This window comes from Agaricicola taiwanensis, from assembly GCF_014635245.1.
Lineage (GTDB): Bacteria > Pseudomonadota > Alphaproteobacteria > Rhizobiales > Methylopilaceae > Agaricicola > Agaricicola taiwanensis.
In genome coordinates this window covers 53,658-70,950 of the sequence record NZ_BMCP01000002.1, presented here as the reverse complement: position 1 = coordinate 70,950, position 17,293 = coordinate 53,658, and the positions used below count along the sequence as shown (strand labels likewise).

The 17,293-nt window shown below is 64.2% G+C and carries 21 protein-coding genes and 1 other RNA gene; 12 read left to right on the top strand and 10 right to left on the bottom strand.

The window, feature by feature from the left end; translation table 11 throughout:
* Positions 1-42 precede the first annotated feature (42 nt).
* Entirely contained in the window at positions 43-2,034 is a 1,992-nt protein-coding gene (tkt, locus tag IEV58_RS07775) for a transketolase (RefSeq protein WP_188409190.1), read from the bottom strand.
* Positions 2,035-2,318: 284 nt separating this feature from the next.
* On the opposite strand from tkt, the gene IEV58_RS07770 reads away from it, so the two are divergent.
* From IEV58_RS07770 to IEV58_RS07750, 5 genes are all read left to right on the top strand, one after another.
* Complete coding sequence (locus IEV58_RS07770) at positions 2,319-2,585, top strand: DUF4164 family protein (protein ID WP_188409189.1); 267 nt, start codon at positions 2,319-2,321, stop codon at positions 2,583-2,585.
* 10 nt (positions 2,586-2,595) lie between these two features.
* Positions 2,596-2,976: a cell division protein ZapA gene (locus IEV58_RS07765; RefSeq protein WP_188409188.1), complete on the top strand. Its 381-nt coding sequence runs from the start codon at positions 2,596-2,598 to the stop codon at positions 2,974-2,976.
* A gap of 4 nt (positions 2,977-2,980) precedes the next feature.
* Positions 2,981-3,138, top strand: a non-coding RNA gene (gene ssrS, locus IEV58_RS07760) — 6S RNA.
* Positions 3,139-3,216: 78 nt separating this feature from the next.
* Positions 3,217-3,801, top strand: a complete 585-nt coding sequence (locus IEV58_RS07755; RefSeq protein WP_188409187.1) for a 5-formyltetrahydrofolate cyclo-ligase — start codon at positions 3,217-3,219, stop codon at positions 3,799-3,801.
* Position 3,802: 1 nt separating this feature from the next.
* Complete coding sequence (locus IEV58_RS07750; protein WP_188409186.1) at positions 3,803-4,621, top strand: TIGR00282 family metallophosphoesterase; 819 nt, start codon at positions 3,803-3,805, stop codon at positions 4,619-4,621.
* A 9-nt stretch (positions 4,622-4,630) separates the two neighbouring features.
* Here the strand turns inward: IEV58_RS07750 and IEV58_RS07745 are convergent, their stop codons facing one another.
* The gene (locus IEV58_RS07745; RefSeq protein WP_229729272.1) at positions 4,631-4,876 is read right to left on the bottom strand and encodes a hypothetical protein; all 246 of its coding nucleotides are present in this window, start codon (positions 4,874-4,876) and stop codon (positions 4,631-4,633) included.
* A gap of 137 nt (positions 4,877-5,013) precedes the next feature.
* Here IEV58_RS07745 and IEV58_RS07740 point away from each other — a divergent pair, with 137 nt between their 5' ends.
* Positions 5,014-5,760, top strand: coding sequence for a YebC/PmpR family DNA-binding transcriptional regulator (locus IEV58_RS07740; protein WP_188409184.1), 747 nt, complete (start codon positions 5,014-5,016; stop codon positions 5,758-5,760).
* Positions 5,761-5,774: 14 nt separating this feature from the next.
* Here IEV58_RS07740 and IEV58_RS07735 read toward each other — a convergent pair whose 3' ends face one another.
* Positions 5,775-6,149: a nuclear transport factor 2 family protein gene (locus tag IEV58_RS07735; protein ID WP_188409183.1), complete on the bottom strand. Its 375-nt coding sequence runs from the start codon at positions 6,147-6,149 to the stop codon at positions 5,775-5,777.
* 75 nt (positions 6,150-6,224) lie between these two features.
* On the opposite strand from IEV58_RS07735, the gene IEV58_RS07730 reads away from it, so the two are divergent.
* A complete protein-coding gene (locus IEV58_RS07730; RefSeq protein ID WP_188409182.1) occupies positions 6,225-6,710 on the top strand; it encodes a MarR family winged helix-turn-helix transcriptional regulator in 486 nt (161 codons plus the stop codon).
* 4 nt (positions 6,711-6,714) lie between these two features.
* Here the strand turns inward: IEV58_RS07730 and IEV58_RS07725 are convergent, their stop codons facing one another.
* The gene (locus tag IEV58_RS07725) at positions 6,715-7,068 is read right to left on the bottom strand and encodes a PilZ domain-containing protein (protein WP_229729271.1); all 354 of its coding nucleotides are present in this window, start codon (positions 7,066-7,068) and stop codon (positions 6,715-6,717) included.
* 29 nt (positions 7,069-7,097) lie between these two features.
* On the opposite strand from IEV58_RS07725, the gene ruvC reads away from it, so the two are divergent.
* Entirely contained in the window at positions 7,098-7,604 is a 507-nt protein-coding gene (gene ruvC / locus IEV58_RS07720; RefSeq protein ID WP_229729270.1) for a crossover junction endodeoxyribonuclease RuvC, read from the top strand.
* A gap of 216 nt (positions 7,605-7,820) precedes the next feature.
* On the opposite strand, the gene IEV58_RS07715 is transcribed toward ruvC, so the two are convergent.
* The 5 genes from IEV58_RS07715 to IEV58_RS07695 form a co-directional block, all read right to left on the bottom strand.
* Complete coding sequence (locus tag IEV58_RS07715) at positions 7,821-8,609, bottom strand: inositol monophosphatase family protein (RefSeq protein WP_188409179.1); 789 nt, start codon at positions 8,607-8,609, stop codon at positions 7,821-7,823.
* Positions 8,610-8,677: 68 nt separating this feature from the next.
* The gene (gene efp, locus IEV58_RS07710) at positions 8,678-9,241 is read right to left on the bottom strand and encodes an elongation factor P (RefSeq protein WP_188409178.1); all 564 of its coding nucleotides are present in this window, start codon (positions 9,239-9,241) and stop codon (positions 8,678-8,680) included.
* On the bottom strand, positions 9,238-10,284 hold the full coding sequence (locus IEV58_RS07705; RefSeq protein WP_188409177.1) for an SEL1-like repeat protein: 1,047 nt from the start codon (positions 10,282-10,284) through the stop codon (positions 9,238-9,240). Before IEV58_RS07705 ends, efp begins: the two co-directional genes overlap by 4 nt.
* Positions 10,281-10,928, bottom strand: coding sequence for a thiamine phosphate synthase (locus tag IEV58_RS07700; protein WP_229729269.1), 648 nt, complete (start codon positions 10,926-10,928; stop codon positions 10,281-10,283). The genes IEV58_RS07705 and IEV58_RS07700 overlap by 4 nt, the downstream gene beginning before the upstream one ends.
* Positions 10,929-11,100: 172 nt before the next feature.
* Positions 11,101-12,129, bottom strand: coding sequence for a class I fructose-bisphosphate aldolase (locus IEV58_RS07695; RefSeq protein ID WP_188409176.1), 1,029 nt, complete (start codon positions 12,127-12,129; stop codon positions 11,101-11,103).
* A 174-nt stretch (positions 12,130-12,303) separates the two neighbouring features.
* Between IEV58_RS07695 and IEV58_RS07690 the strand changes: the two genes are divergently transcribed.
* Genes IEV58_RS07690 through IEV58_RS07680 form a run of 3 tightly spaced genes read left to right on the top strand, consistent with a single transcriptional unit; the run spans position 12,304 to position 15,493 of the window.
* Entirely contained in the window at positions 12,304-12,741 is a 438-nt protein-coding gene (locus tag IEV58_RS07690; protein WP_188409175.1) for a MarR family winged helix-turn-helix transcriptional regulator, read from the top strand.
* A gap of 10 nt (positions 12,742-12,751) precedes the next feature.
* Positions 12,752-14,401, top strand: coding sequence for an MFS transporter (locus tag IEV58_RS07685; protein WP_229729268.1), 1,650 nt, complete (start codon positions 12,752-12,754; stop codon positions 14,399-14,401).
* A gap of 18 nt (positions 14,402-14,419) precedes the next feature.
* Positions 14,420-15,493 (top strand): HlyD family secretion protein, encoded by a 1,074-nt coding sequence (locus IEV58_RS07680; protein ID WP_188409174.1) that lies wholly within the window; start codon positions 14,420-14,422, stop codon positions 15,491-15,493.
* A gap of 57 nt (positions 15,494-15,550) precedes the next feature.
* On the opposite strand, the gene IEV58_RS07675 is transcribed toward IEV58_RS07680, so the two are convergent.
* Positions 15,551-16,456, bottom strand: a complete 906-nt coding sequence (locus IEV58_RS07675) for a DMT family transporter (protein ID WP_188409173.1) — start codon at positions 16,454-16,456, stop codon at positions 15,551-15,553.
* Between the two features lie 120 nt (positions 16,457-16,576).
* Here IEV58_RS07675 and IEV58_RS07670 point away from each other — a divergent pair, with 120 nt between their 5' ends.
* A complete protein-coding gene (locus tag IEV58_RS07670) occupies positions 16,577-17,290 on the top strand; it encodes an ArsR/SmtB family transcription factor (protein WP_188409172.1) in 714 nt (237 codons plus the stop codon).
* The last annotated feature ends 3 nt before the right edge of the window (positions 17,291-17,293 follow it).

The following is a 17,293-nucleotide window of genomic DNA, read 5'->3' as shown; positions in this document are numbered from 1 at the left end:
TCTCGGCCCTCATGGCCGCGTTGAATCGGTCAGTCGAACGCGTCAGGCATTACCTCCAAGCCGCGCCATGGCCTTCGTGACGATCGCGCTGTTGGTGATGCCAAACAATTCATACACTTCCTTGTAAGGGCCGCTGGCGCCGAAACCAGTCATGCCGACGAAGTCGCCATCATGGCCGATGATGCTGTCCCAGCCCATGCGGATCGCGGCTTCGACGCCGATCTTGATCTGCGCCCGTCCGATCACTTCGGCACGGTATTCCGCCGACTGCTCGAAAAACAGATCCATGCAGGGCACCGAAACGACCCGCGTGGGGATGCCGCGACGTTCCAACTCCTTCTGGGCCTCCAGGGCAAGCTCGACCTCCGAGCCGGAGGCGAACAGGCTAACACGTGCCTCGCCGTCAGCGGAGCGCAGCTCATACGCGCCACGGGCGGAAAGGTTCCGTTCCTCGCCTTCCGTGCGAACCAGCGGCAGGTTCTGGCGCGTCAGAGCGAAGACCGACGGACGGCTCTGGCGCGCGGCGACATCCCAGCATTCGGCTGTCTCGACCGTGTCGGCCGGACGGAACACGAGCACATTGGGAATGGCCCTGAGGGCAGCGAGATGTTCAACCGGCTGATGGGTGGGGCCATCCTCGCCGACGCCGATGGAGTCATGCGTCATGACATGGACGACGCGAAGTCCCATGAGAGCCGCGAGGCGGATCGACGGCCGGCAGTAGTCGGAGAACACCAGGAAGGTGCCGGACACGGGCAGGATGCCGCCGTGCAGGGCCATGCCGTTCATGGCCGCCGCCATGGCGTGTTCGCGAATGCCCCAATGCACGAAGTTGCCGGAGAAATCGTCCGACGTGATGGGCTTCATGGTCTTGGTGCGGGTGTTGTTGGAGCCCGTCAGGTCTGCCGAGCCCGACACGATTTCCGGCAGGAGCTCGGCCACCGTCTCCAGAACAGTCTCGCCCGACTTGCGGGTCGCCACAGGCTTGGCGTCGGCGCCCACCTTCTCCTTCAGCTTCACCATGTTCTCGGTGAAGCGGGCGGGAAGCTCGCGCGCGAAACGGCGATTGAATTCCGCACGCGTCTCGGCGTCGAGCGCGGCAAAGCGCTCATCCCATGCGGTGCGCGCCTTCTTTGACTGCAGCCCGGCAATCCGCCAGGCATCGCGCACATCGGAGGGAATGTCGAAAGGCTCGAACTCCCAGCCCAGCGCCTGCCGCGTGGCGGCGATTTCGGCCGCGCCCAGCGGCGAGCCATGGGCGGCGGACTTGCCCGCCTTTGCCGGCGAGCCGAACCCGATGACGGTCTTGCAGGCGATCATGGTTGGCTTGTCGGAACGCTTTGCTTCCTCGATGGCCGCAGCGATGGCCTCCGGATCGTGGCCGTCGACACGCAGCGCGTTCCAGCCCGCCGACTGGAACCGCATGATCTGATCCACACTGTCGGAAAGGCTGAGCGGACCATCGATGGAGATGCCGTTGTCGTCCCACAGCACGATGAGCTTGTTCAGCTTCAGGTGACCGGCAATGCCGATGGCCTCCTGGCTGATGCCTTCCATAAGGTCGCCATCGGAGGCGAGCACATAGGTGTGATGGTCGATGATGCCGGGGAAGCGATCGGCGAGAATACGCTCGGCCAAGGCCATGCCGACGGCATTGCCAAGCCCCTGCCCCAGCGGGCCGGTGGTGGTCTCCACGCCCGGGGTCATGAAGTTTTCCGGATGGCCCGGCGTCTTGGAGTTGAGCTGGCGGAAACGCTTCAGCTCGTCGATGGTCAGATCGTCCGATCCCAGAAGGTGCAGCACCGAATAGATCAGCATGGACCCATGGCCGGCCGACAGCACGAAGCGGTCACGGTTCGGCCAGGTCGGATCGGTCGGATCGAACTTCAGGAAGCGGGTGAAGAGCACCGTCGCCACATCGGCGGTCCCCATGGGCAGGCCGGGATGGCCGGAATTGGCGGCCTCGACGGCATCCATGGCCAGAGCCCGGATGACGTTCGCCATACGATCATGCTTTTCACGCGTCACAGTCATGGGAAAAATGCGGCCTTCCTGCGGGTCGCCGCACTGCGGCGCGCGCCGTGATCATCTTGTATGCGCCGAATGCGGCGAGCGGCATTATGCCTTTGCTCGCGCTGGCGCGCGGACCATTAGCACTTGAGGGGGCCGAGTCAATGTTCCGTGGGGACAGAAGACACTACCTCGGCCGAGCCGCGTTGACGCAGGCTTCGTGTGGACTCTAATCTTCCGCGCGCAAACCTTTAGGGAATCTGGCAAGTTTGATTCTCGGCACCCAAACCTCAACCGGAAAGGCTTAGATGGCGCCTTCGACCAACGTGCGAGCTGCAATCCGCCGTCTGGAAGCTGCCATTTCCGCCATTGAGGCGGCGGCGGGGCGCGTGCGCCATGCTTCCGACCGGGACAGTGAGCTTGCCATCTTCGCGGCTGACCGGGCAAAGCTCGCCGAAGAACTGGATGCGATGAGCGCGCGCGCGCAGCGGCTGGAGGCAGCCAATCGGGAAGTATCCCGCCGCCTCGGCCAATCCGCCGACGCGATCCGCGACATGCTGGACGCCCCGGAGTGAAGGACGTTCCATGGCTCAGGTAACGGTGACCATCGCCGGGCGCAGCTACAGGATGGCCTGCGACGACGGCCAGGAAGAGCACCTGCGCGAGCTCGGCCGCATGCTTGATGAAAAGATCGAGGAGCTGCGCGGCGCCTTTGGCGAGATCGGTGACATGCGCCTCGCCGTGATGGCTGCCATCACCATGGCCGATGAACTGGCCGAGACACGCCGCCGCGTGGCCTCGCTCGAGCGCGAGGTGCAACTGCTCTCCTCTTCCGAGCACGAGGAACAGATCGCCCGCGCGCTCGATGGCGTCGCCGGGCGGCTGGAGCGCATCGCGTCCGACCTCAACGCGCGCACCCGCAATCAAGACAGCACTGGCGCAGAGGCCACGCCGGGCCTAGATTAGGGATGCGTTGCTGCGGGGCGCGTCAGGAGACAGCATCCCCGGGGCCTTATCGATCCAAAAGGGAGCTGTTCCCGGCCTTGCCCGTGGGCTTGGCCATACGGCGCCCACCTACGTTGTAGGTTTCCCGGGATCGATATCTCCAACGGCCATCGTGGCTTCGCACTTCTTTTTCGACAGCCGGTCAGATACTTGGGCCGCGGCGCTTGAATCAGAATGTGATCCAAGGCTTAAAGTCAGCCCATGTCCGTTTCTCCCTTCCCTGAAAAAGCCGCCCTGCGCCGTGAAAAGCGCGAGCTGCGCGCCGCCGTTCCCGCCAATGAAGCGCGGGAGGCTGCCGAACGCGCCGCGGCCGAAGCCGAGCCCTGGATCCTGGAGCGCTCGCCCGACTGCGTCGCGCTTTATGCCGCCCGTGGCGGCGAACTCGATCCAGCCCCGCTGGCCGCACGGCTGTGGGCCCACGGGATCCAGCTGGCCTTGCCCGCCGTGGTGGCGCGTGACAGGCCTCTTGCCTTTCGCGCCTGGCGTCCGGGCGGCGCGACCGTCTCAGGCTTTGCGGGGATCATGGAACCCACCGCCGATTCCGCGCCCGTGATGCCCGACGTGATCGTGGTGCCGCTGCTGGCCTTCGACCGCGCCTGCCATCGCATCGGCTCGGGAGCCGGCTTTTATGACCGCACGCTGGAGCGTCTTGCCGTAAAGCATCGCGTCGCGACGCTTGGCTATGCCTTCGCCCTGCAGGAAGCAGACAACATGCCGGTTGAAGCCCATGACGTCGCGCTCGATGCCATCGCCACCGAACGTGGCCTCATCCGGCCAGGAGGCTAACATGCGCATCCTCTTCATCGGTGATGTGGTCGGCCGCTCCGGCCGCAGGATCGTGACGGAGACGCTGCCGGAACTGCGGCGGCGCTGGGCGCTGGATCTGGTCGTCATCAACGGCGAGAATGCCGCAGGCGGCTTCGGCATCACCGAGACCATCTACAATGAGCTGGTGGAAGCCGGCGCCGACGCCATCACGCTCGGCAATCATTCCTTCGATCAGCGCGAGGCGCTCGTCTTCATCGAACGCGCGCCGAATCTGATCCGGCCGGGAAACTATCCCGCAGGCACTCCCGGACGCGGCGCCGCCATGGTGGAAACGGCAAAAGGCCAGCGCGTCCTGATCATGAACCTGATGGGCCGGATTTTCATGGATGCCATGGACGATCCCTTCGCGCTGGCGGACCGTGAACTCGCCGCCTGCCCGTTGGGCCAGGCGGCTGACGCCATCCTGGTCGATTTCCACGGCGAGGCGACCAGCGAGAAGATGGCCTTCGGCCATGCCTTCGACGGCCGCGCCAGCGTCATCGTCGGCACGCACACCCACATTCCGACCGCCGATCATCAAGTCCTGTCGGGAGGCACCGCCTATCAGAGCGACGTCGGCATGACCGGCGACTTCGACAGCGTCATCGGCATGGAAAAGGACGAGCCGGTCCGGCGTTTCCTGACGAAGATCCCGTCGGGACGGTTCGAGGCCGCGAAGGGCCCGGCCACGCTCTGCGGCCTCGCGGTTGAAACCGACGACGCCACCGGCCTGGCGCTCAAGGTCGCGCCCCTGCGCCTCGGCGGACGGCTTTCAGAGACCCAGCCTGACTTCTGGTGATCTCCAGCCTTAGTTCGCGATCATGCCATCCCGCAGGAAGGTCTCTCCCTTCGGCGTGACGGCGACCCAGGTCTGCGGGCCATGAGAGCTGAGCTGCGTCTCGCAGGCGACGAGCCCCTGGTCCACGGCATCTTCCCATATGGTCTGACGGGGACAGGACGAGCGCCAGATTTCCATCACCTCCTGATAAGGTCGCGGCTTCTCGGCGACCCATTTCACAAGGTCGACGATCAGAGCTTCACTCGGGTCCGGCATGACGGCCAACTCCTTTCCATGCGCGCCTGAATCTAAATCTACACATGAGCCGGAGCGAAAGTTCCATGCTTTTCTTCACGCCGCCGTCGAATTATAAGCTGGCCGCTTAGAATGACGGCAGAGATAAGGATCGACCCATGGCGGGACATTCGCAATTCAAGAACATCATGCACCGCAAGGGACGCCAGGACGCGGTGCGCGCCAAGCTGTTCTCCAAGCTGGGCCGCGAAATCACCGTCGCTGCCAAGATGGGCATGGCCGATCCTGACATGAACCCGCGGCTCCGCCTTGCCATCCAGGCGGCCAAGGCCCAGTCCATGCCCAAGGAGAACATCGAGCGCGCCATCAAGAAAGCGGAAGGCGGCGATACCGAGAACTATGAGGCCATCCGCTACGAAGGATACGGCCCGGGCGGCGCCGCTGTCATTGTCGAGGCGCTCACCGACAATCGAAACCGTACCGCTTCCGCCGTGCGCTCTTATTTTACCAAATCCGGCGGCGCGCTCGGCGAGACAGGCTCTGTCGGCTTCATGTTCGACCGCGTCGGCGAGATCGTCTTCCCTACCAAGGTGGGTGATGCCGACAAGGTTCTTGAGGCCGCCATCGAGGCCGGCGCGGACGACGTGGTCAGCGACGAGGAAGGCCATGTGGTGACCTGCGCCTTCGAGAGTCTCGGCGAGGTCTCGGACGCCCTGACTAAGGCCCTCGGCGAACCGGAAAGCGTCAAGGCCATCTGGAAGCCGCAGACCCGCACCGCGCTCGATGAGGACAAGGCCGCTTCCATGCTCAAGCTGATGGACGCGCTCGAGGACGACGATGACGTGCAGAACGTCTTCTCGAACTTTGAAGTCTCCGACGATGTCATGGCAAAGCTGACGGTCTGATCCGTCAGCACGCCTCAGGCGGCATCCTGGATGTCGAAACGGGCCACCTTGCCCTCTCGAAGACGGAAGACGTGTCCGACCGTCTTGTCCTTGAGCCCGTGCGTCTGTCCCTGGAGCGGCTTGCCTTCGAGATCGCGCACGGACTGCCGGACTTCTGCGATGATCGCGCCATCATCAGTCCGATGAAAGCCTACGGGCTCGACGTGCGGACTGACGATGGTCCACTGGCGCGTCCAGTATTCGCGAACGGCCTCGCAGCCATGGATGTGGCCACCGTCCATCCCGTTGGCCCAGACGACGTCATCGGTGAGCGCCGTCAGCACGCCGTCTATGTCCCGCGCGTTGAAGCGATTGTAGATGCGTTCAAGGGTTTTGACGTCATCGTCCACCGGTCCGCTCCTGCACGTTGCGAATGTTGCGCCAAATACATATGCACGTATATACGTGGGCCTCGGTGAGGTGCGATGAATCCTGATGTGCTCTCGACGCCCGGGCACCTGATCAGTCTCGCGGCGCGCGGGTTCGCCCGCCTCAGCGAAGCGCGGCTCAAGCCCCTTGGCTTCGGCGTTGGACATTTGCCAGTGCTGGTCGCGCTAAGGGATGGCAGGGCAAGCACGCAACGTGATCTCGCCCGCTTCGCCAGGACCGAACAGCCGCCGATGGCGCAGATGCTCGCCCGTATGGAGCGGGACGGGCTGATTGAACGCACACCCGATCCGAACGATCGGCGCAGCAGCCGCATCACATTGACAGGATCCGCCGAAGCGCGCCTGCCGGACGCGGTTGCTACCCTGCTCCAGGGCAATCATGAGGTACTGTGCGACTTCACCGACGAGGAGGTCGGGCAACTCGTTGCCCTGTTGACGCGCCTGATCGCAAATCTCGATCGGATCGCCGGCGTGGAAGCGCCACCCGACCTCCGAAGGGAAACTGACCAGACCACCCGCTGAAAGCCTAGAGCGGGGCTCGGTCTTCCTCGACCGGCCCGCCGAGGGCAGCAAGATTGGATATCACATCAGCCGCTACGAAGCGCGCGCTGGCATAGGGACCGCGCCGGCGCACCACCGAGCAGCATCGCATCACGCCGCCCGGCATCATCACCGTGAAATGCGTCGGCACCCTGTCGGCATCGGCGAATGCGAAGCGCGCGCCAGAGTGGGAAATGTCCAGGATGGCGCAAGGAAAGCTATCGCCCGTAAGGCGACAGGTTACTATGGCATCAAGTCTGATGTCCCTGCGGGGATGTTTGCGGCGATTAATCATGGCCGGAATGTGGCACGGAAGTTTGACCATCGCGTAAACGGTCACGGTTTCTGACTTATTGTTGGATGTCAGCAATGCAGCAGCATACGATCCGCATCCTCGGTATCGATCCCGGCCTCAGGCGCACCGGCTGGGGCGTGATCGACAGCGCGGGTTCGCGGCTGTCCTATGTGGCCTGCGGCGTCATCCTGTCCAATGACAAGCTGAGCCTGGCCGAACGCCTGTCCGCGCTCTACGACGGCATCGCCAGTGTGATCGTGGCCCATCGTCCTGACGAGGCAGCGGTGGAGGAGACCTTCGTCAACACCAATCCTGCCTCGACGCTGAAACTCGGCCAGGCACGCGGCATAGGGCTTCTCGCGCCTGCGCGCGCCGGACTGCCGGTGGGGGAATATGCGGCCAATCTGGTCAAGAAGTCGGTGGTCGGCAGCGGCCATGCCGACAAGGGCCAGATCCAGGCCATGATCCGCGTGCTGCTGCCCGCCGCCAGCACCACGAGCGCAGATGCCGCGGATGCGCTGGCCGTTGCCATCACCCACGCCCACCACCGCACAGTGCGGGCTCTGGCGGCGATGCGGTAAGTCCTATGGCCGCAAGGCAGGCCAAGAAGGAACTCGTGGATACCGCCCCAAGGGCGGGCATGACGGTTGCGGCAAGCGTCGGTGGATTTCGGCAATGTTTGGTTGGGTATGGGAAGCGCAATCGTCGTCATGCCCGGGCTTGGCCCGGGTATCCACGAATTCCTTCCCTTTCAGAAATTAAGCCGCTCGTTGCTGCGGCAGCCACACGTCGCCCGATCAGACCTTGCCCACCAGACGCAGCAGGTCACGCTGGATCGTCTCGTTGCCCGCCACGACCGTGCCGGTCTCCAGCATTTTCTGTCCGCCCCAGGCGTCGCTGACATAGCCGCCGGCTTCTTTCACCAGAAGCAGTCCGGCCGCAATGTCCCAGGCTTGCAGATGCCGTTCCCAATAGCCATCGAAGCGGCCGGAGGCGACCCAGGCGAGATCGAGCGCCGCGGATCCGAAGCGACGCACGCCCGCCACCTGCGCCTGCACCTTGGCAAGCTCCGCCCGGAACGTGTCATGCTCGCCATGCCCCATGAAGGGGATGCCGCAGGCGATCACCGACTCACGCAGCTTCTGACGTGCCGCCACCCGGATGCGGCGGTCATTGAAATAGGCACCCTGCCCGCGCTCGGCTGTGTAGAGCTCGTCGGTAGCGGGATTATAGATGATCCCGGCGACGATGTTGCCGGCCCGCTCCAATGCCACCGAGATGGCGAAATGCGGCATGCCGTGCAGGAAATTGGTGGTTCCATCGAGCGGATCCACGATCCAGCGGTGCTCTGCGTCCGTGCCTGGGATCTCACCGGCCTCTTCCATCAGGAAGCCATATCCGGGCCGCGCCTTTTCAAGCTCACGGCGGATGGTCTCCTCCGCACGGCGGTCGGCTGCGGAAACGAAATCAGCCGGCCCCTTGATCGAGACCTGCAGCTGTTCGACCTCGTTGAAGTCGCGGCGCATGCCCTTGCCCGCGGCGAGCACGGCGCGGGCCATCACGGTCATCAGAGCGGAACGGGGCATGGATTTTCCTTACACTCAAGCCGCAAAGCGCGGCCGGGAAAGGCACACGCGCAAGGCTTCGGCGCCGATCAGTCGGCGCGGCGGACGTAGGTTACTTCGTTGGTGTCGACGACGATGCGCTCGCCGGTTGCGATGAAGGGCGGCACCAGGACGCGCAGACCGTTCTCGAGCTTAGCCGGCTTGTACGAGGAGGCCGCCGTCTGCCCCTTCACCACGGGATCAGCTTCAGTGATCTCGAGCGTCACGTAGTCCGGAAGCTTCACGCCGATTGGCGTCTCTTCGTGGCTTTCCACGGTCACCATCATGCCGTCCTGCAGGAAGGCAACGCGATCGCCCAGGAAGTCCTGCGAGATGGTGATCTGCTCGTAGCTCTCGGTATCCATGAAGACGAGGTTGTCGCCCTCGGCATAGAGGAACTGATAGTCCTTCTGTTCCAGCCGCACCTTTTCCACGGTCTCATCGGCGCGGAAGCGCTCGTTCAGTTTGCGGCCGTCGATGAGGTTCTTCAGTTCCACCTGATTGAAGGCGCCGCCCTTGCCGGGCTTCACCGCCATGGTCTTGACCGCGACCCAGAGGCCGCCCTGGTGGGTGATGACGTTACCGGGGGTGATCTGGTTGCCGTTGATCTTCATGGGGTCACTTCTGGTGCGATGGAATTGGGCTGGTCGGTCGTTTGCCCCGTTGGCCGCGAGCCGTCAAGAGCCAGCAATTCGATCCCCCGCCATTGCTGCGCCTGAGCATAGCCTTGTCGGCGGGTTTCCTCGGGCAGGCGCTGGACGAAAACGTCGAGCCAGGGATCATCCCGACCGCCGGCTTGCGCCAGAAGGTGCCAAGCCATGGCTTTCACCGGATCAAGCGGCACGCCGCGGCCATTGGCATAGAGCCGCGCCAGCCGGTTCTCAGCGATCGGATTTCCCTTGCCGGCGGCCAAGGCGAAATTGCGGGCTGCCGCCTCTTCGTCCTTCGCAAGGCCGTCGCCATTGAAGAGCGCGATGGCATATTCGATCTGGGCGATGATGTTGCCCTGCGCCGCCGCCTTGCCAAGCCATTCCGCCGCCGCTTCGGCGTTGGGCGGGCCGAGACGGCCGTCCTTCAGCATGGTCGCATAGGCATATTGGGCATCGCTGTCGCCCGCTTCCGCCGCGATGCGGAAGTGTTCCGCGGCCTTGCCGGTATCCAGCTCAAGACCCTGCCCCTGAAGCCTGAGCAGACCGAGGTTGTAATGGGCCTGCGCATTGCCCTTTGCGGCGGCCTGCTCAAACAGCCTGGCCGCCCCCGCCATGTCGCGGGCGGTGCCGGCGCCTTCGATCTTCATCAGCGCAAGCGCGATCGCGGCGGAAACATCGCCGCGCTGTGCCGCGGCGCTGTACCAATCCACCGCCTGCTCCAGGTCAACCGGAACGCCGAGCCCCTGCCGGTAAAGCTCGCCCAGAAGGGTAAGCGCCGCCGCGTCGTTGCCATCCTTCTCCACGCGCCGCAGCGCCAGATCAAGCGCGGCGTAATAATGGCCGATCTGATAGGCGGCAAAGGCCGCATCTCCCGAAGGCTCCTCCACCGGAGGAGGCATCCGGCGTTCCAGCGCCATGGGCAGATCCACCTGAGGCAGCGCAGGCGCCGCGAGGGCCGGGCCGCCCATCGCCAACAGAAGGATCAGCCCAAGGCGTTCTGCCGTCATGCCGACACCGCTCCCAGCTTCTTGCCTTTTTCCACGGCGGCAAGAGCCCCACGCACCACGGCGGCGATATCAGGTTCATCCCACAGCCAGGCATCGAGTGCCACGAACTCGCCGCGCGCGGCCGCCAGTGCCTCGACGCCTTCCGCATGGGGCGCGACACCGACGCAAGGCGTCTGGAACACTTCTGCCCACCATTCCACGCGCTCCACCACCGCATCGAAGGGCGGGCGGCCGCCGTCGGCGCCGGCGTCTCCAAACATCACATAGTCTACATCCCCCTCGCCGGCGCTCATGGCCTCATCGCGGCTCCGAAGCCGGCCGGCGCCAACGATCTTCTGGGGGCGGAAACGCTCCACCGCCTCCCGCGCACCCTCGAGGCCGTGGGTGTGGACGCCGTCGGCGCCGGACTTTCCAACCAGGTCGGCATGCCCCTCCAGGAGCACGGCCGCGCCCGCCTGCTGCGCCACGGCCACCAAGGGCTTGGCCCGCTCCAGGAGGGTTCGTTCATCAGCCTCCGCCAGCCGCAGGACCACAGCGGCCACATCGCCGGCGGCACATGCCTCAGCAAGCCGCGGCTCAAAGGCCGCGGCGTCCGACACGAGCGGCGTGATGAGGATCAGGCGGGTATCGACGATGTCATCCATAAGATCGATCTCTAATGCAGCATCCTGCCAGCCTTAAGGCTCCCGTCGCTTTGCCTCAAGGCTGCGGACGAACGGGAGCGGCAAAAGATCGGGCAAGCGTGGCGAAAGCGCGGCCACAAAATGAAACGGGGCCGCGGATGGCGGCCCCGTCGCTATCACGAAAGATGGAGGCTCAGGCAGCCGCCTGCTTCTCGCCGTCGGCCGTCCACTGGCCGAGCGCCGCCAGGCTGTTCATGCGAGCGCGATGCGAGAAGGCGCGCTGTCCGGCGGCGACATTCTCCGCCTTGCCGCTCCAGGCCTTCTGCGGCGCGGCCTGCAGGGCGCGGCCGTAGGAGAAGGTGAGCTTCCAGGGAAGATTGCCGATGCGGTTCATGGCGTCGAGATGCGCGGTGGCCTCTTCGTCCGACTGGCCGCCGGAGAGGAAGGCGATGCCGGGCACGGCTGATGGCACGCAGGCCTTCAGCACCTTCACGGTCTTCTCGGCCACTTCCTCGACGCCGGCGCGGTTGGTGCCCTTCTTGCCCGAGATCACCATGTTCGGCTTCAGGATAGAGCCTTCCAGCACGACGCGGGCGTCGAACAGCTCGGTATAGAGCGTCTTCAGCACCCACTCGGTGACCTGGTAGCAACGGTCGATGTCGTGGGCGCCATCCATCAGCACTTCGGGCTCGACGATGGGAACGATCTGGCTTTCCTGGCAGAGCGCCGCGTAACGGGCCAGCGCATGGACGTTGGCCTTCACAGCGCCCCAGGTGGGGATGCCGTCGGCGATATCGATCACCGCGCGCCACTTCGCGAAGCGGGCGCCAAGCTGGTAATATTCCTGCAGGCGCTCACGAAGGCCATCGAGACCCTCGGTGATGGTCTCACCGGGGAAGCCTGCCATGGGCTTTGCGCCGGCATCGACCTTGATGCCCGGGATGGAGCCGGCCTGCTCGATGAGCTTCACCAGCGGCGTGCCGTCCTTGGCCTTCTGACGGATGGTCTCGTCGTAGAGGATGACGCCGGAGATATGCTTCGACATCGCCTCCTGCGAGCGGAACAGCATTTCACGGTAATCGCGGCGGTTCTCCTCCGTGGAGGTCACACCGATCGCATCAAAGCGCTTCTTGATGGTGCCGGAGCTTTCATCGGCTGCCAGGATGCCCTTGCCGTCCGCCACCATTGCCCCGGCGACTTTCGCCAAGCCCGCGATATCCATGTCTCTCTCCATCTTCGTTGGGTTGCGGCGCGCCTTTACCGCTGAACTTCGGCAACGGCAAGGCAAGCGCCTGTGTGCAGGTGCAAAATATAGCGCTTTCGCCTTGCATCCAGCCCCCTCTGAACTTATGTAGCTTGGCAACAATTAGCATGCTAACTAAAAGACACTCACATCATGAGCACATCAAGCACCCGCATGGCCTTCATCGATGAACTGGTGAAGGTCAATCGTCAGATCCGCACGCTCTTCAACGCCCGCGCCAAAAGTTTCGGCCTGACCCATTCCCGCGCCCGGCTTATCTTGCATCTGGCCAAGAACGGCGAAGCGACGCAGACCCAGCTTGCCGACGCGATGGACGTCGAGCAACCCACCATGGTGCGCCTGATCGATGGCCTGGAGAAGATCGGTCTTCTCGAACGCCAGGTCATGGAGAACGACCGGAGATCCAAGCGCGTTGTCCTCACCGAGGCCGCCAGTACCCAGGCGGACGGTGTCCTCAGCTTCTCCAATCAACTGCGGAACGAGATCCTCGAGGAGATCGACGAGGAAGACCTTCTCGCCGCCATTCGTGTACTGCGCGCCGTGTCGGGCAAGATTGGCGATGTCAGCTGAGACGAAGGCCATGTCCATGCCAACCGGCACGACAGCCGCTTCCGCGGCAGAGCAACAGCCCCCGGCATCTGCGGCACCCCCGCCGTTCGTTCCAAGGCACCCTCTGATGGTCGCGGCCTATATGGGCGCTTCCACGCTGCTTGGCCTGACACAGGGCATGGCCATGAACCTTGTCACGGTCAACATCCCGCAGATTTCAGGGGCCATCGGCGCCACCACCACCGAGACCACCTGGCTCGTCGCGGCCTATATGGCGCCCAATGTTTCCATGGCGATCGCGCTCATCAAGATTCGGGCCCAGTATGGGCTGAGGAACTTCGCCGAGCTGTCGATCCTCGGCTTCGTTATCGTCGCCATCCTCAATCTCTTCATCAACGACCTTCAGTCGGCACTCGTGGTCCGCTTCGTCAGCGGCATCGCCGCCGCGCCCATGTCGACGCTTGCCTTCCTCTACATGCTGGAGCCGTTCCCGTCGCAGAAGAAGTTCACCATCGGGCTGTCGCTGGTCCTCACCAACACGGCGCTGGGTCCAATCCTGGCCCGGTTGATATCACCGGCGCTGCTCGACATCGGCCACTGGCATGGCCTCATGGTCCTGGAACTGGGCACCGCACTTATGGCCTTCGGCGCCGTCTATATGTTGCCGCTGACGCCGCAGCCCCGCGCCAAAGTGATCAGTACGCTGGATGTCACCAGCTATCTCCTCATCGCCATCGGCTTTGGCTGCACCGCCGTCACTCTTGTGCTCGGGCGGCTCTACTGGTGGTTCGAGGCACCCTGGCTTGGCGTCCTGCTCGCCGTCGCGATTTCCTGCGTGACGGCGGCGGTTGTGATCGAACTCAACCGGGAGCAGCCGCTCATCGACATCCGCTGGCTGACGAGCCCGGCCATGCTGCACTTCGCGGCGGCGCTGCTGATCTTCCGTGTCGTCCTCTCCGAGCAGACGACGGGCGCCGCCGGCCTGTTCCAGCAGCTTGGCCTGCTCAACGAGCAGATGCACAGCCTCTATCTCGTGATCATGGCCGCCACGATTGCAGGTGGGCTGACCTGCGCCGCCGTCCTGCGACCGGGCCGCGAGCCCTACATCCACGTGGTTGCGCTGCTCATGATCGCCACTGGTGCATTCATGGACAGCCATGCCACCAGCCTGACGCGGCCGCAGGACATGTATCTGAGCCAGGCGCTCATCGCCTTCGGCGGCGTCCTGTTCCTGCCGCCGGCGCTCGCCTCCGGGCTGATGTCGGCGCTCAAGAAGGGCCCGAACTACATCCTGAGCTTCATCGTCATCTTCCTGTCGACGCAGAGCCTCGGCGGACTGCTGGGATCGGCGGTCTTCGGCACCTTCATCACCTGGCGCGAGAAGTTCCATTCCAACATGCTGGTGGAGCATCTGGTGCTGACCCAGCCGCACGTCGCACAGCGCGTCGCCCAGCTGGGGCAAACCTATGGCCGGGTGCTGACGGACAAAACGCTTCTCAATGCCGAAGGTTTGGCACTTCTGAGCCAACAGGCAACGCGGGAGGCCAATGTCCTTGCTTACAACGACGCTTTCCTCCTGATCGGCGCCATCGCTGCAATCTCTCTTGCCACCCTCCTCGGACACATCGCCATCAATGCCCTGCGCGATCGCCGCGCCCCGGGAACAGCGGCCGCTGCCTGAATTCGGAAAAACCTGAAAATGACGAAGATCCTTCGCTCGCATGTCACCCTGATCGCCCTCGCCGTCGGCTTCACCGGCCTGATGATCGTTCTCTATGCCTGGCGCCTGCCTCCCTTCACCTCATCGGTGCAGGTGACGGAAAACGCCTATGTGAGGGGCCAGGTGACCGTGGTCGCGCCGCAGCTCGCCGGCTACATCGCCGAGGTCCCCGTACAGGACTATCAGGAGGTGAAGGCCGGCGACCTGCTGGTGCGGATCGATGATCGCATCTTCCAGCAGAAGCTGAGCCAGGCCCGCGCCACTCTCATGTCCCAGAAGGCGGCGCTCGCCAACGCGGAACAGGCCCGTCGTTCGGACGAGGCCCGCGTTCGGGCGGGACAAGCGGCAGTGGACAGCGCCAAGGCCGCACTCGACGCGGCCGAGGCCAACTGGCAACGCGTGGAGCCCCTGTCGGAGAGAGGCGTCGTGACCCAGTCCAACCTCGACGCCGCCCGCGCCGATCTCGACCAGGCCCGCGCGGCCTATGCGCAGGCAAAGGCGCAGCTGGAGGTAACGCAGCAGGACCTTCAATCCACCATCGTCAACCGCCAGTCACTGGAGGCCGCGGTCGAGGGTGCGGAGGCGGCGGTCCATCTGGCCGAGATCGATCTTCAGAACACACGCGTCGTGGCGCCGGAAGACGGCCGCCTCGGTGAGGTGGGTGCCCGGCTCGGCCAATATGTCTCCGCGGGCACCCAGCTCGTCGCGCTGGTTCCGAACCGGATCTGGGTGGTGGCAAACTTCAAGGAAACGCAGCTGCCGGGAATGAAGGCGGGCCAGCCGGTCACCTTGACGGTCGATGCGCTCCGCGATGCCGAGCTGACGGGCCACATCGAACGGTTCGCGCCAGCCACGGGTTCGGAGTTCAGCATCATCCGTCCGGACAACGCCACCGGCAACTTCACCAAGGTAGCGCAGCGCCTGCCACTCCGCATCCGCATCGACCCGGACCAGCCCAATGCCGAGCGCCTCGCACCGGGCATGTCCGTGGTGGTGCGCGTCGACACCGATGCGCAGCCGGATGCGGCATGGGTGAATCAGGCTGCGAAATAACCGGGCCAGGCCCCTCTCCTGACTCGATTTTCTATTTAGCGGGCGGCCAGATGAAGTTCAGCGCACGGGTGCAGGTTGCCGCGCCGGAATGGTCATCGCAGCCACACCCGCGATCACGCACAGCATCCCTATCAACGCAGTGGGACTCAGGCTTTCACCGAGAAAGACGAAGCCGATCGCCACACCGATCGGAACACGCAGATAAGCCTGTGCCGTCGTGCCAACCGATCCAAGCGTCTGGATGAGCCGGAAATAGATCACGAAGGCCAGCGCCGTCGAGAAGATCGAGAGCGCCAGCAAGGCCAAGACCGACACCAGCGATGGGGCGAGGGTCCAAGGCCGCTCGGTGACGAGGCTCAAGGGTACGAGGATCGCGGCGCCGCAGATCATCGATCCCGCCGCCGGAACGACAGGATCCGATCCTTTGAAATTCCTGCCGAAGATCGCTGCGCCGGCATAGCAGAGCGTGGCCGCGATGACGGCAAGCTGCGCCCATAGTGCCTGCCCGACGCCGCCGAGAGCCTGGACGCCAACGATCAGGCAGATGCCCGCCATCCCGATCCCCACGCCGAACAGCTTGCGGCCCGTCACGGCTTCATGCCGAGTGACGCCCGCGGTGATGAGGAAGGCGAAGATCGGCGACGCGGCGTTCAGGATCACCGCAAGCGCTGCATCAATCGTCTGCTGCGCCCAGGCGATCAGGGTGAAGGGGATGACGCAGTTGAGGGACGCCTGAACAAGAAGCCGCCGCCATGTCGCCGCATCGCTCGGAATCGCCACGCCGCGCCACTGCATGATGCCGACGAGCACTGCTCCGGCGATGAAGGTTCTGGCGGCGATCAGCGTCACCGGTGGGATGGTCTCGATGCCGATCTTGATGAAACTGTAGGAGGCGCCCCAAAGCGTCGACAGTGCCAACAGCAGGGCCAGATCCTTCGCGAGATTGGGATTATGGGAGATCATGCGCGGCCCCTGATGAGAAATAACGCCTGTCTCTTTACCGTGACTTCTCCGGTGGATGTTTCGGCGTCGACCGAAGTATGGGTGGCTGACTGGCAAGCGAACGCCGGATATGATCGGCCCATGTCCAATGTCGCTTCGGGGAACACGATCGCAGAAGTTGCCTCTTTGATCGGCGACGTGGCGCGAGCGAACATCCTGTCGGCTCTTATGGGCGGTCATGCCCTGACGGCGGGTGAGCTGGCACGCTGCGCAGGTGTGACAGCCCAGACGACGAGCGGTCATCTTGCAAAGCTGGCGGAAGCCAAACTGATTGCCATGGAGAGACAGGGCCGGCATCGCTATTACAGGCTTGCCTCACCCGAGGTGGCGCACGCCATGCAGTCGCTGATGGCCGTGGCTGCGGCCGGACCGAGGCGGCATCGTCCGATCGGCCCGCGCGATGAAGCCTTGCGCACGGCCCGTACGTGCTACGACCATATCGCGGGTCGGCTTGCCTTGGCGCTCACGGATTTTCTGTGTGATCGGGCATTTATCGTCGTGAGCGACGGGGCTGCCACCATCACCGATGAGGGTCTTCAGTTTTTCGCTGAATTCGGAGTCGGTCTTTCAACATCCAAGAGCTCGGCACGCCCCCTTTGCCGGACGTGTCTCGACTGGAGCGAGCGTCGCCCTCATCTTGCCGGTCGACTGGGGGCAGCCCTATTGGACCGCCTGCTGGAGCTGCGATGGGTCGTTCGCTTGCCGGACACCCGCGCTCTTGAAATCACGAGCACGGGACGGCGTGGCCTCACGAGTGTTTTCCAGTTGCCGCACGACTGGTTCGACCGCTCCTGATAC